Origin of the sequence: Pseudomonas sp. MF7453 (genome assembly GCF_016405455.1) — a bacterium.
GTDB classification, from domain to species: domain Bacteria; phylum Pseudomonadota; class Gammaproteobacteria; order Pseudomonadales; family Pseudomonadaceae; genus Aquipseudomonas; species Aquipseudomonas paralactis.
In genome coordinates, this window is the sequence record NZ_JAEKCN010000007.1 from 129,784 (window position 1) to 142,561 (window position 12,778).

At 60.2% G+C, this 12,778-nt stretch carries 11 protein-coding genes; 8 read left to right on the forward strand and 3 right to left on the reverse strand.

The annotated features are described in order from the left end of the window. Positions 1-46: 46 nt before the first annotated feature. The 4 genes from JFT63_RS12935 (at position 47) to JFT63_RS12950 (ending at position 3,125) form a co-directional block, all read left to right on the forward strand. Complete coding sequence (locus tag JFT63_RS12935; protein WP_186560295.1) at positions 47-934, forward strand: 3-keto-5-aminohexanoate cleavage protein; 888 nt, start codon at positions 47-49, stop codon at positions 932-934. Between the two features lie 143 nt (positions 935-1,077). Next, positions 1,078-2,043: an L-carnitine dehydrogenase gene (locus tag JFT63_RS12940; protein WP_057702191.1), complete on the forward strand. Its 966-nt coding sequence runs from the start codon at positions 1,078-1,080 to the stop codon at positions 2,041-2,043. A 101-nt stretch (positions 2,044-2,144) separates the two neighbouring features. After that, complete coding sequence (locus JFT63_RS12945) at positions 2,145-2,636, forward strand: thioesterase family protein (protein ID WP_198844108.1); 492 nt, start codon at positions 2,145-2,147, stop codon at positions 2,634-2,636. 225 nt (positions 2,637-2,861) lie between these two features. Further along, positions 2,862-3,125 carry a hypothetical protein gene (locus JFT63_RS12950; RefSeq protein ID WP_198844109.1) on the forward strand — a complete coding sequence of 88 codons (264 nt, stop codon included), beginning with the start codon at positions 2,862-2,864 and terminating at the stop codon, positions 3,123-3,125. Between the two features lie 88 nt (positions 3,126-3,213). On the opposite strand, the gene JFT63_RS12955 is transcribed toward JFT63_RS12950, so the two are convergent. After that, positions 3,214-4,317 (reverse strand): GlxA family transcriptional regulator, encoded by a 1,104-nt coding sequence (locus JFT63_RS12955; protein ID WP_005792167.1) that lies wholly within the window; start codon positions 4,315-4,317, stop codon positions 3,214-3,216. Positions 4,318-4,816: 499 nt separating this feature from the next. Next, a complete protein-coding gene (locus tag JFT63_RS12960; RefSeq protein ID WP_198844110.1) occupies positions 4,817-6,193 on the reverse strand; it encodes an L-serine ammonia-lyase in 1,377 nt (458 codons plus the stop codon). Between the two features lie 416 nt (positions 6,194-6,609). Between JFT63_RS12960 and JFT63_RS12965 the strand changes: the two genes are divergently transcribed. From JFT63_RS12965 to choV, 3 genes are all read left to right on the forward strand, one after another. After that, positions 6,610-7,557 (forward strand): choline ABC transporter substrate-binding protein, encoded by a 948-nt coding sequence (locus tag JFT63_RS12965; RefSeq protein WP_057702188.1) that lies wholly within the window; start codon positions 6,610-6,612, stop codon positions 7,555-7,557. Positions 7,558-7,626: 69 nt separating this feature from the next. Further along, positions 7,627-8,472, forward strand: coding sequence for a choline ABC transporter permease subunit (choW, locus tag JFT63_RS12970; RefSeq protein WP_003194913.1), 846 nt, complete (start codon positions 7,627-7,629; stop codon positions 8,470-8,472). Beyond that, on the forward strand, positions 8,469-9,647 hold the full coding sequence (gene choV, locus JFT63_RS12975; RefSeq protein WP_057702187.1) for a choline ABC transporter ATP-binding protein: 1,179 nt from the start codon (positions 8,469-8,471) through the stop codon (positions 9,645-9,647). Before choW ends, choV begins: the two co-directional genes overlap by 4 nt. A 167-nt stretch (positions 9,648-9,814) precedes the next feature. On the opposite strand, the gene JFT63_RS12980 is transcribed toward choV, so the two are convergent. Continuing rightward, on the reverse strand, positions 9,815-11,749 hold the full coding sequence (locus tag JFT63_RS12980) for a BCCT family transporter (protein ID WP_244885950.1): 1,935 nt from the start codon (positions 11,747-11,749) through the stop codon (positions 9,815-9,817). A gap of 390 nt (positions 11,750-12,139) precedes the next feature. On the opposite strand from JFT63_RS12980, the gene betI reads away from it, so the two are divergent. Beyond that, entirely contained in the window at positions 12,140-12,733 is a 594-nt protein-coding gene (gene betI, locus JFT63_RS12985; protein ID WP_057702185.1) for a transcriptional regulator BetI, read from the forward strand. Positions 12,734-12,778: the final 45 nt, after the last annotated feature.

Here is a 12,778-nt window from a genome sequence, read left to right on the forward strand (position 1 = left end):
ACATGCGACCGCGAACGGCACTATCACGCCTGTAAGGAACCGCCTCATGAACCACGACGTCATCATCACCTGCGCACTCACCGGTGCTGGCGACACGACCGCCAGAAGCCCACACGTACCGGTCACGCCCAAACAGATTGCCGCCGCCGCAGTAGAAGCCGCCAAGGCCGGCGCCACTGTGGTGCACTGCCATGTGCGCGACCCGCACACCGGCAAGTTCAGCCGCGACGTGGCCCTGTACCGTGAGGTGATGGAGCGCATTCGTGAGGCCGACATCGACATCATCGTCAACCTCACCGCCGGCATGGGCGGCGACTTGGAGATCGGCGGCGGCGAGAACCCGATGGACTTCGGCCCCAACACCGACCTGGTCGGCCCCCTGACCCGCCTGGCCCATGTTGAAGAACTGCTGCCGGAAATCTGCACCCTGGACTGCGGCACGCTGAACTTCGGCGATGGCGACACCATTTACGTGTCCACCCCGGCGCAACTGCGGGCCGGTGCCAAACGCATCCAGGAACTGGGCGTAAAGGCCGAGCTGGAAATCTTCGACACCGGCCACCTGTGGTTCGCCAAGCAGATGATCAAGGAAGGGCTGCTCGATAACCCGCTGTTCCAACTGTGCCTGGGCATTCCCTGGGGCGCGCCGGCTGATACCACCACCATGAAAGCCATGGTCGACAACCTGCCCGCCGACGCGGTGTGGGCCGGCTTCGGGATTGGGCGCATGCAAATGCCGATGGCCGCGCAAGCGGTGCTGCTGGGCGGCAATGTACGGGTGGGCCTGGAAGACAACCTGTGGCTGGACAAAGGCGTACTCGCCACCAACGGCCAGTTGGTGGAACGCGCCAGTGAAATCCTCAGCCGGCTGGGTGCGCGGGTCATGACCCCGGCCGAGGGGCGAATCAAGATGGGCCTGGCCAAACGCGGCTAGTGCAAACACAACCCAACCCTGTGGGAGCTGGGCTTGCCCGCGATAAGGCCAGTACATTCGCCACATCTTTGTAGCCTGGAATGCAGCCATCGCGGGCAAGCCCGGCTCCCACAAAGGATCACCGAACACTTTAGGAATATGCCATGCGATTTATCACCGAAATCAAAACTTTCGCAGCCCTGGGCAGCGGTGTTATTGGCAGCGGCTGGGTATCCCGCGCCCTCGCCCACGGCCTGGATGTGGTCGCCTGGGACCCCGCGCCCGGCGCCGAAACGGCCTTGCGCAAACGTGTCGCCAATGCCTGGGGCGCCCTTGAACAACAAGGCCTGGCGCCCGGTGCATCCCAGGATCGCCTGCGCTTTGTCGGCACCATCGAGGAATGCGTGAAGGACGCCGATTTCATCCAGGAAAGCGCTCCGGAACGCCTGGAGCTCAAGCTGCAATTGCATAGCCAGATCAGCACGGCGGCCAAGCCGAATGCGTTGATCGGTTCGAGCACGTCCGGGCTGTTGCCGAGCGAGTTCTATGAAGGTTCGACCCACCCGGAACGCTGCGTGGTCGGCCACCCGTTCAACCCGGTTTACCTGTTGCCCCTGGTGGAGGTAGTGGGCGGCAAGCGCACTGCGCCCGAAGCGATCCAGGCTGCAATCAAGGTGTATGAATCCCTCGGTATGCGCCCGCTGCATGTGCGCAAGGAAGTGCCTGGCTTTATTGCCGACCGCCTGCTCGAAGCGTTGTGGCGCGAGGCGCTGCACCTGGTCAATGACGGCGTGGCGACCACCGGTGAAATCGATGACGCCATTCGGTTTGGGGCGGGTTTGCGCTGGTCGTTCATGGGCACCTTCCTCACCTACACCCTGGCAGGCGGTGATGCCGGTATGCGGCACTTCATGGCGCAATTCGGCCCGGCGTTGCAGTTGCCATGGACCTACCTGCCAGCACCGGAACTGACCGACAAGCTGATTGACGACGTTGTCGATGGCACTAGCGATCAGTTGGGCCAACACAGCATTTCGGCGCTGGAGCGCTATCGTGATGATTGCCTGCTGGCGGTGCTGGAAGCCGTAAAAACAACCAAGGCCAAGCACGGCATGAGCTTCGCCGAATAACCCTGTGGGAGCTGGCTTGCCTGCGATGGCGGTGTTGGCCTCACCATTGCTATCGCAGGCCGGCCAGCACATTTGACCGCACACTGAATTGGATTCATGCCATGCCCGCACTGACTACCCACACCACGAAAATCCTGCCCGATTGGGTCGACTACAATGGCCATCTGCGTGACGCGTTCTACTTGCTGATATTCAGCTACGCCACCGACGCGCTGATGGACACCCTGGGTCTGGACAGCGACAACCGTGAAGCCAGCGGCCATTCGCTGTTCACCCTGGAGCTGCACCTGAACTACCTGCACGAAGTGAAACTGGGCGCCGAGGTTGAAGTGCGCACCCAACTGATCGCCCATGACGCCAAGCGCCTGCACCTTTATCACAGCCTGCACCGGCTGGGAGACGACAAGGAACTGGCCGGCAATGAACAGATGCTGTTGCACGTCGACCTGGCCGGGCCGCAGGCCACGCCGTTCACCGAGGCCACGCTGCAACGGCTTGCCGCGATCAGCGCTGCCCAGGCCGAGCTGCCAAGGCCTGCCCTGCTTGGCCGTGTCATCGGTTTACCGGCAAAAAAAGCCCCGAGCCAGCCGTGACTGGATCGGGGCAGAGGGGCCTTGTGTGAGCTGTGCATCTGGAGGGTGACCAAACCGTCAAGCTGCGTGCCTGGGTTCAGTGTGCCTATTAACGGTATTGCCAAGTGACCCGAAAACGACCTGTTCATAGCCATCCAAGCCATCGCTCGATTCTGCTCTTGCCCACCCAGCGGGGGCCTACCAGAATCCAGGTCAATCCCTGTTCCCTACACCAGGATAAACGTCATGATGCACGCGGATTTGATTGATCAGGATGACCTGCTGAGCCAGCTGCGCTCGCTGGGATTTGAAGTGGCCAGCGGCGCCAGCGCCGAGCAGGCGTGTGAATGTGCGGTGCGCGGTTTGAGCGAAGCGCGGGCCAAGGCGCTCAAGGGAATGGTGGAGCAAATGTACACCGGCAAGGCGACCATTTTGCCCGCGGTGCGCCAGGCGATCGACAAGCAGTTGTTGCCGGCGCTGATGCAATTCAAACAGAACTCCGGCGCCTGAAAATACCGCTATCGCAGGCAAGCCAGCTCCCACAGGAGAACGCATTCCAAGGTGGGAGCTGGCTTGCCTGCGATGCAGACGACTCGGTTTAGAGCCTTACACTGGCAAACGTCGACTCGTTCCTGGCCTGGCTCAACGCCGACATCGGCCCCGACAACGGTGACAACACCAACGCCTGCGGAATCGGCATCATCGCCACTTGCTGGGTGGTGTTGGAGCCGACACGTTCATCCCGTGGCGGAATGCCGAAATATTCGCGGTAGCACTTGGAGAAGTGCGGCGTAGACACGAACCCGCACACCGACGCCACTTCGATGATCGACATCGGCGTTTGCTTGAGCAACTGCCGCGCACGAATCAGGCGCAGCTTGAGGTAATAGCGCGACGGCGAGCAGTGCAGGTATTTCTGGAACAGCCGCTCCAGCTGGCGGCGCGACACAGCGACATATACCGCCAGTTCATCCAGGTCGATGGGCTCTTCGAGGTTGGCTTCCATCAGCGCGACGATTTCCTGCAGCTTCGGCTGGTTGGTGCCGAGCATGTGCTTGAGCGGCACGCGCTGGTGATCCTGTTCGTTGCGGATGCGCTCGTAGACGAACATCTCGGAGATGGCCGCCGACAATTCACGGCCGTGGTCGCGGCTGATCAAGTGCAGCATCATGTCCAGCGGCGCGGTGCCGCCGGAGCTGGTGAAGCGGTTGCGGTCGAGGGTGAACAGACGCGTGCTCATCGCAACGCGCGGGAAGGCTTCCTGCATCGACGCCAGGCATTCCCAATGCACGCTGCAATCAAAACCGTCGAGCAGACCCGCGCAAGCCAGGGCCCAACTGCCGGTACACACGGCACCCAGGCGACGGGATTGGCGCGCCTGGCTTTGCAGCCACGACACATGCTCACGGGTGACAGTGCGCTGGATACCGACGCCGCCGCAGACGATGACCGTGTCCAGCGCTGGCGCTTTATGCATGGAGGCGTCGGGAGTGATTTGCAGGCCGTCACTGGCCCATACCTGGTTGCCGTCGACGCTCAGGGTTGTCCAGCGGTACAGCTCGCGGCCGGACAGCTGGTTGGCCATGCGCAGCGGTTCCACGGCCGATGCCAGTGAAATCAGCGTGAAATTGTCCAGCAGCAAAAAGCCGATGGATTGAGGCGCACGGTTCTGGGGTTGGGCCCCGGAGTTGAACGACGTCATCGCGGTATCTCCTCACACAAAGCGGGTGATGGCCTCAGGCGAGGCTCTTGTTATTGCGCTCATCCCCTGCGAGGGGAGAGAGGCTTTGAATTGACAGAGCAAATGCCATGCCGAAAATTGAATGGCTATTCAATAACTCCTGAAAACGACCTGTTGATGCGTCTATATAAGCCCGCGCGTGGAGTGCGGGATATGACGTACGAAGGGGGCTGTTCAAGCGGTGTGAGCAAATCGGTAGCACTTGTGGGAAGGCGCTTTGCGGGCGTAGGACATGTCTGTCACCCAAAGCACAATGGACGGGTGACGAGGGGGAAATCGTTTGGTAGCTACTTATCTGTTTGCGACGCGCTAAAAGGTGGCGTTTTTTTGACCTGGTGTTCACTTTATGAGCAATTGTGTCTGCAGTATGGCTATCGGGGGCAAGCCCCCTCCCACATTTTGAAGGTGTTCACAAATACAGTGTGGAAGGGGGCTTGCCCCCGATGCAGGCGACTGGGTCTCAGCACTCGACCGCACTCACCGCCAATCCACCCCGCGACGTTTCCTTGTACTTGTCATGCATGTCCGCGCCGGTGTCGCGCATGGTGCGGATCACCCGGTCCAGGGAGATAAAGTGCTGGCCGTCGCCACGCAGGGCCATTTGCGCCGCGTTGATGGCCTTCACCGCCGCAATCGCATTGCGCTCGATGCACGGCACCTGCACCAGGCCGCCGACCGGGTCGCAGGTCAGGCCGAGGTTGTGTTCCAGGCCAATTTCGGCGGCGTTGCACACTTGCTCCGGCGTAGCTCCGAGAATTTCCGCCAACCCGGCGGCGGCCATGGCGCAGGCCGACCCCACTTCACCCTGGCAACCGACTTCGGCGCCGGAAATCGAGGCGTTTTTCTTGCACAGAATGCCCACCGCCGCCGCGCCGAGCATATAGTCGACCACGTTGGCTTCGGTGACCTCCTCACTGAACTTCATGAAGTAGTGCAGCACCGCAGGGATAATCCCCGCCGCGCCATTGGTCGGCGCCGTCACCATGCGCCCACCGGCGGCGTTTTCTTCGTTGACCGCCAGAGCGAACAGGTTGACCCATTCCATGGCACTCAGGGTCGAGCCGATCACATTGGGTTTGCCCAACTCTTGCAAACTGCGATGCAACTTGGCGGCGCGACGACGAACGTTGAGGCCGCCGGGCAGGATGCCTTCGTGCTTGAGGCCCTGCTCCACGCAATCTTGCATGGCGCGCCAGAGTTTCATCAGGCCGCTGCGGATTTCTTCTTCGCTGCGCCAGGTTTTTTCATTCGCCAGCATCAGTTCGGCAACGCGCAGGTTGTGGGTCTTGCACAGCTGCAACAGCTCCACCGCGCTGGAAAAATCGTAAGGCAATTCGGTACGTTCCATATCGGCCACACCGCTTTGGGCCTGGGCTTCATCCACCACAAAGCCGCCGCCGACCGAATAGTAGGTATCGCGATGCAGTTCGCCGTCATCGCCCCATACCACCAGGGTCATGGCATTGGGGTGGAACGGCAGGTTCTCATCGAGCAGGCGCATGTCGCGCGCCCACACAAAGGGCACCGGCAAGCGGCTGTCGAGCAACAGGGTGTCGGTTTCACGCAAGGTCTGGATGCGTATGCCGATTTGCGAGGGGTCGATTGCGTCCGGCCATTCGCCCATCAGGCCCATGATGGTTGCCGTATCACTGCCATGGCCGATGCCGGTGGCTGACAACGAGCCGTACAGCTGCACTTCGACACGCCGAACCTGCTCCAACAGTTCACGCTCACGCAACGCCTGCACAAACAACGCCGCGGCGCGCATGGGGCCCACGGTGTGAGAACTCGAAGGCCCGATGCCGATCTTGAACAGGTCGAAAACGCTGATAGCCATTGCGGTAGAACTCCTCGATAAGCACGGCCAGGCTTGAACGAGGTGCTACGCTCAGATCGCCCAGATGGCGGCATCATCAAGCTTTTGTTGCTCGCCACGGCGTCTCACACCGACGCATCCATGCTCACCAGCGTCGCTCGCGTGCGAACGCCTGTTTTGGCCGTTTTTTGCGGTGCAGAAGGGTAAAAACAGCAGTTTTACCTTGGGAAAAACCTGTAAGCGACGTCATCGGTACTGGATGCGACCCTCCCTGTACTGGATACGACGCCCCCTGTAGGCGTCAGATTTTCACTGGTACATGATCAGTCTCGACTCGTTTGCAAGGCACCGCGCCAGAGCTGTTCTCGCACGCTCCAACCGCAACACTTATAAAGCGCGGCGAATGCCGCCAGAAGAAGACACAGGAGTCTACCCCGATGAAAGGTTCACCCTCGTTGTTGTTGGCCGCCATGCTGAGTCTGCCCGTCATGGCAAACGCCGCAGAACCGGAACAGTGCAAGACCGTCAACTTCTCCGATGTCGGCTGGACCGACATCACCGTCACCACCGCGACCACCAGCGAAATTCTCAAGGGCCTGGGCTACAAGCCGCGCACCACGATGATTTCGGTACCTGTGACTTACAAGTCCCTGGCCGATGGCAAGAACATGGACATTTTCCTCGGCAACTGGATGCCGACCATGGAAAACGACATCAAGCAGTACCGTGATGCCGGCACCGTGGAAACCGTGCGCGCCAACCTGGAGAACGCCAAGTACACCCTGGCAGTCCCACAGGCGCTGTACGACAAGGGCCTGAAAGACTTCGCCGACATCGCCAAATTCAAGGATGAACTGGGCGGCAAGATCTACGGCATCGAGCCGGGCAACGACGGCAACCGCACCATCCAGACCCTGATCGACAAAGACGCCTTCGGCCTCAAGACGGCCGGATTCAAGGTGGTCGAGTCCAGCGAAGCCGGGATGCTCTCCCAGGTTGAACGCGCCTCCAAGCGCAACCAGGCGATCGTGTTCCTCGGCTGGGAACCGCACCCGATGAACACCCGCTTCAAGATGAAGTACCTGACCGGCGGCGACGATTCGTTCGGCCCCAACTACGGCCAGGCCACCATCTACACCAACACCCGCAAGGGCTACACCCAGGAATGCAGCAACGTCGGCCAGTTGCTGAAAAATCTGGTGTTCACGCTGGACATGGAAAGCACCCTGATGGGTAACGTCCTGGACGACAAAATGAAGGCCGACGCCGCCGCCAAGGCCTGGCTGCAGAAGAACCCGCAAGTGCTCGACACCTGGCTCGCCGGTGTCACCACCGTCGATGGCAAACCAGGGCTCGATGCCGTTAAAGCTTACCTCGCCAAATAGCACCCGCTGACCCCGGGCCGGTGCGCTGGCCCGGGATGTTTTCCCCTTCGCATGTGGACATTCACTACCATGCTGACTGAACAGAAAATCCCTCTAGGCCAGTACATCGCTGCCTTCGTCGACTGGTTGACCCAACACGGTGCCAACTACTTCGACGCAATCGCATCGACACTGGAAACGATGATCCACGGCGTGACGTTTGCGCTGACCTGGTTCAATCCGCTGGCATTGATCGGTCTGATTGCGCTGCTGGCTCACTTTATTCAACGTAAATGGGGCCTGACGGTATTTGTCATTGCCTCCTTCCTGCTGATCCTGAACCTGGGGTACTGGCAGGAAACCATGGAAACCCTCGCGCAGGTGCTGTTCGCCACCCTGGTCTGCGTGGTCATCGGTGTGCCGCTGGGCATTGTTGCCGCGCACAAACCGATGTTCTACACCATGATGCGGCCGGTACTCGATCTGATGCAGACCGTGCCGACCTTCGTCTACCTCATCCCTACCCTGACCCTCTTCGGGCTGGGTGTGGTGCCTGGGTTGATTTCCACGGTGGTGTTCGCGATTGCCGCGCCGATCCGTCTGACCTACCTGGGTATCCGCGATGTGCCGCAAGAGCTGATGGACGCCGGCAAGGCCTTTGGCTGCTCGCGTCGCCAGTTGCTCTCACGCATTGAACTGCCCCACGCCATGCCGAGCATTGCCGCCGGCATTACCCAATGCATCATGCTGTCGTTGTCGATGGTGGTGATCGCCGCCCTGGTGGGTGCCGACGGCCTCGGCAAACCTGTGGTCAACGCACTCAACACTGCCGATATTGCCCTGGGCTTTGAAGCGGGCCTGGCGATCGTCTTGCTGGCCATCATGCTCGACCGTATCTGCAAACAACCCGACGCTAAAGTAGGGGGTGATGCATGAGCATTATCCGATTCGACAATGTCGACGTGATCTTTTCCAAAGACCCACGCGAAGCGCTCAAGCTGCTGGATCAGGGCATGAGCCGTAACGAAATTCTGAAGAAGACCGGGCAGATTGTCGGCGTTGAAAAGGCCAGCCTGGATATCGAGAAAGGCGAGATCTGTGTGCTGATGGGCCTTTCCGGCTCCGGCAAGTCCAGCTTGCTGCGCTGCATCAACGGCCTCAATACCGTCAGCCGTGGCCAACTGTTTGTGGAGCATGAAGGTCGCCAGATCGACATCGCCTCCTGCACCCCCGCCGAGCTGAAAATGATGCGCACCAAACGCATCGCCATGGTGTTTCAGAAGTTCGCCCTGATGCCTTGGCTGACGGTGCGCGAGAACATCAGCTTCGGTCTGGAAATGCAGGGCCGTCCGGAGAAGGAACGGCGCACGCTGGTGGACGAAAAGCTTGAACTGGTGGGCCTGACCCAATGGCGCAACAAGAAGCCCGACGAGCTGTCCGGCGGTATGCAGCAACGCGTCGGCCTGGCCCGCGCCCTGGCGATGGACGCCGATATCCTGCTGATGGACGAACCCTTCTCGGCCCTCGACCCACTGATTCGCCAAGGCTTGCAGGATGAACTGCTGGAGCTGCAACGCAAGTTGAGCAAGACCATCGTGTTCGTCAGCCACGACCTGGATGAAGCGCTGAAACTGGGCAGCCGTATCGCGATCATGAAAGACGGCAAGATCATCCAGTACAGCGTGCCGGAAGAGATCGTACTGAACCCGGCGGACGACTATGTGCGCACCTTCGTCGCGCATACCAACCCGCTGAACGTGCTGTGCGGACGCAGCCTGATGCGCACGCTGGACAACTGCAAGCGCGTGAACGGTTCGGTGTGTCTTGATCCGGGTGGCGACTCATGGCTGGACCTGGCCGAAGGCAACACCATCCAGGGTGCGCGCCAGAATGGCGTGGCGATGAACCTGCAGAATTGGGCACCGGGGCAAGCCGTGGAAGGTTTGGGCCGGGTGCCGACGCTGGTGGACTCCAACATCGGTATGCGCGATGCGTTGCAGATTCGCTACCAGACAGGCAATAAGCTGGTGTTGCACGACAACAACAAGGTGGTGGGGATCCTGGGGGACAGTGAGCTCTACCATGCCCTGCTGGGCAAGAACCTGGGTTAAGGCAACCCTGCAAAACCTACTGAAAAACTGGGTCAGTGTGGGAGCTGACTTGCCTGCGATAGCTATGTTGGATTCACCCTTGCTATCGCAGGCAAGCCAGCTCCCACATTCGACCGCATTCAATGCTTGCAACAGCGGCGCCAGTGAAGGCGCCGCCAGCTCAACTATCAGCTATAGACCCGGCCAAGGAGCTGCCGATGGCTTTCAAACTGATCGAGCACATCCCGGGTGATCTGTTCCTGGGTGAAGCCCATCAGGTCATACTCCTGAGGCCCATTGTGCAGGTACACCTCGGCACGGTAATAGCGGGTGCGCTCTTCTTCAGGCAAGTCAGCCGGTGCCGACGAGTAAGCATCCAGGCTCACCTCATAGACAAACGGGTTGCCCTCTTCCATCTCGATACGCACACCAATGCAGCGCTTGGATTTGCCCAGCAGCGTCTGCACTTGCAGCCCTTGCTCACGCAGCGCAACCGCAGCTTCTTCCAGCGCCGGCGTTACGTGCTTGTCCATAAAGCGTTGCACGGTGGCCTGGCTCGGTTGCAGGTCCAGCGCCGTCAAGCGCTCGCTGAACCCACGACGCCCGCGTTCAGCCAGTTGCGCCTGCTCTTGTTCGATGGCCACATCCTGGCGCATGGCCTTGTGCAAACCGAACATAAAGAAAATCAGCACCACCGAGAACGGCAGCCCTGCCAGCACCACCATGGTTTGCATGGCTTCGAAGTTGCCGGCGAACAGCAGGCCTATGGTCACCAGGGTGATCACCGCCGACCAGAAGATCCGCAACCAGTGCGGCGCATCTTCGTCCACGTTGCCGCCCTTGCAGGACAGGTTGGCCATCATCACCGCGCCGGAATCCGCCGGAGTCAGGAACAGCACAAAGCCCACGAAGATCGACACGCCGATGACGATTTTCGACGCCGGGTAATGCTCAAGCAGCTGGTAGATGGCCATGGACGGTTGCTCCAGCGCCGTCTTGCCCAACTCCACCGCCCCGTGGTTCAACACCAGGTCCAGGGCCGAGTTACCGAAGATCGACAGCCATGCCAGGGTAAAGCCCAGCGGGATCAGCAACACGCCTGCCACCAGTTCACGCACGGTACGGCCACGGGAAATACGCGCGATGAACATGCCCACAAATGGCGCCCAGGAAATCCACCAGGCCCAGTAGAACAGGGTCCACAGGCCCATCCAGCGTTCGGTCTTGTCGGCGTCGCCTTCGTACACATACAGGTCGAAGGTTTTCAGAATGATCCCGTTGAGGTAATCGCCGGTGTTCTGCACCAGGCCGTTGAGCAGGTGCAGGGTCGGGCCGAACAGCAGCACAAAGATCAGCAAGCCGCTGAACAACACGATGTTGAGGTTGGACAAGCGGCGAATGCCGTTCTCCACACCCGACACGGCGGCGATGGTCGCCACGGTGCTCATCACGATGATCACGATCAGCAGGTTGGTGTTGCTGTGTTCCATGCCGAACAGGTTTTCCAGCCCCGACGACACCTGCATCGAGCCAATCCCCAGGTTGGTCACCAGCCCCAGCAAGGTGACGAACATGCCGAAACCGTCTACCGCATGGCCTGCGGCGCCTTTGACCCAACGTTCGCCGACCAGCGGGTACAGCGCCGAGCGCAAGGCCAGCGGCTGGTTATGGCGGTACGCGAAGTACGCCACGGCCAAACCGACCAGCGCATAGATCGCCCAGCCGTGCAGACCCCAGTGCAGGAAGGTCAGTTGCAGCGCCTGGCGTGCCGCACCATTGCTGGCGGCGGCGCCTTCGGGCGGGTTGAAGTAGTGGTCCAACGGCTCGGACGCACCGAAATACAACAGCGAAATGCCGATGCCCGACGAGAACAACATGCCCGCCCAGGCGCCGTAACTGAAGTCTGGGGTGTCGTCTTTACTACCCAGTTTCAATTTGCCGTAGGACGAAAACGCCAGGCCGACCACAAACACCAGGTAGGCGGCGATGACCACCATGTAGTACCAGCCGAAGCTTTTGGACAGCCACGCCTGGGCTACGCCGAGCAGGCGCCCGGCCTCCTGCGGGGCGATGATCAGAATGGCGGTCAACAACAGAATCAGCGCGGTAGAGGTGTAGAACACCCAACCGTTGACCCGGACCTTTTCCGGCGGGGTCTTTATAAGAGAGGCAGAACTCATGGCGCAGATGCTCCAGGCAGTGCGAGAGAGAAACACAAGGCAACGGTTATCCCGGGACATCGATTTTTCGGCAGTCGACGGACGGGTGTTATAAAGACACCCCGAAAATTCTTGAGCCCGCCGAAGCGGTGATCAGGCTCTGAAGTGGCCTGTTTCAAGGGTTTTTGCAGGTGTCAGAGGTTGCAGCTCGCAGGTAGGAAATATCTGTAGGCAGCGACCATTTGTCGCAGATCTTATTCTTTGTTGATTGAACGTTCAATCAAAACAAAATAGACTGGCCCTCAAGCCGACGGACGTGGATCGCCCATCGGCAGGCCTAAGGAGAGGTGCTACATGCCCAAGGTCGGTATGCAACCCATACGCCGCCAGCAGTTGATCGAAGCCACCTTGACGGCCATCGATCAGGTCGGAATGGGAGATGCCAGCATTGCGCTGATTGCGCGGCTGGCCGGCGTCTCGAACGGCATCATCAGTCACTACTTTCAGGACAAGAACGGCCTGATCGCAGCGACCATGCGCTACCTGATGAATGCCTTGATCGAGAACGTCCAGGAACGCAGGCGTGCCTTGAAGGATGACAGCCCACGGGCGCACCTTCAGGTGATCATCGAAGGCAACTTCGACGCCAGCCAGGTCAATGGCCCGGCAATGAAAACCTGGCTGGCCTTCTGGGCCACCAGCATGCATCACCCGTCATTGCACAGGTTGCAGCGGATCAACGATCACCGCCTGTATTCCAACCTGTGTTGCCAGTTCCGCCGTGCGATGCCGTTACCCGAGGCTCGCAGCGCAGCCCGCGGCCTGGCGGCTTTAATCGACGGTTTGTGGTTGCGCGGCGCCCTGTCGGGAGATGCTTTCGACACGGAGCAGGCGCAACGGATCGCTTACGACTACATGGATTTCCAATTGGCCAGGCAGGTGAGTTAGAGCCCTTATAAATGCTCAACCCCTGAACGTCCGCCGCTCAGTGTT

What these genes read in the sequence shown, in the direction of transcription:
- JFT63_RS12935 (WP_186560295.1), top strand. Translation starts at nt 47, where the DNA reads ATGAACCACGACGTCATCATCACCTGCGCACTCACCGGTGCTGGCGAC.
- JFT63_RS12940 (WP_057702191.1), top strand. Translation starts at nt 1,078, where the DNA reads ATGCGATTTATCACCGAAATCAAAACTTTCGCAGCCCTGGGCAGCGGT.
- JFT63_RS12945 (WP_198844108.1), top strand. Translation starts at nt 2,145, where the DNA reads ATGCCCGCACTGACTACCCACACCACGAAAATCCTGCCCGATTGGGTC.
- JFT63_RS12950 (WP_198844109.1), top strand. Translation starts at nt 2,862, where the DNA reads ATGATGCACGCGGATTTGATTGATCAGGATGACCTGCTGAGCCAGCTG.
- JFT63_RS12955 (WP_005792167.1), bottom strand. Translation starts at nt 4,317, where the DNA reads ATGACGTCGTTCAACTCCGGGGCCCAACCCCAGAACCGTGCGCCTCAA.
- JFT63_RS12960 (WP_198844110.1), bottom strand. Translation starts at nt 6,193, where the DNA reads ATGGCTATCAGCGTTTTCGACCTGTTCAAGATCGGCATCGGGCCTTCG.
- JFT63_RS12965 (WP_057702188.1), top strand. Translation starts at nt 6,610, where the DNA reads ATGAAAGGTTCACCCTCGTTGTTGTTGGCCGCCATGCTGAGTCTGCCC.
- choW (WP_003194913.1), top strand. Translation starts at nt 7,627, where the DNA reads ATGCTGACTGAACAGAAAATCCCTCTAGGCCAGTACATCGCTGCCTTC.
- choV (WP_057702187.1), top strand. Translation starts at nt 8,469, where the DNA reads ATGAGCATTATCCGATTCGACAATGTCGACGTGATCTTTTCCAAAGAC.
- betI (WP_057702185.1), top strand. Translation starts at nt 12,140, where the DNA reads ATGCCCAAGGTCGGTATGCAACCCATACGCCGCCAGCAGTTGATCGAA.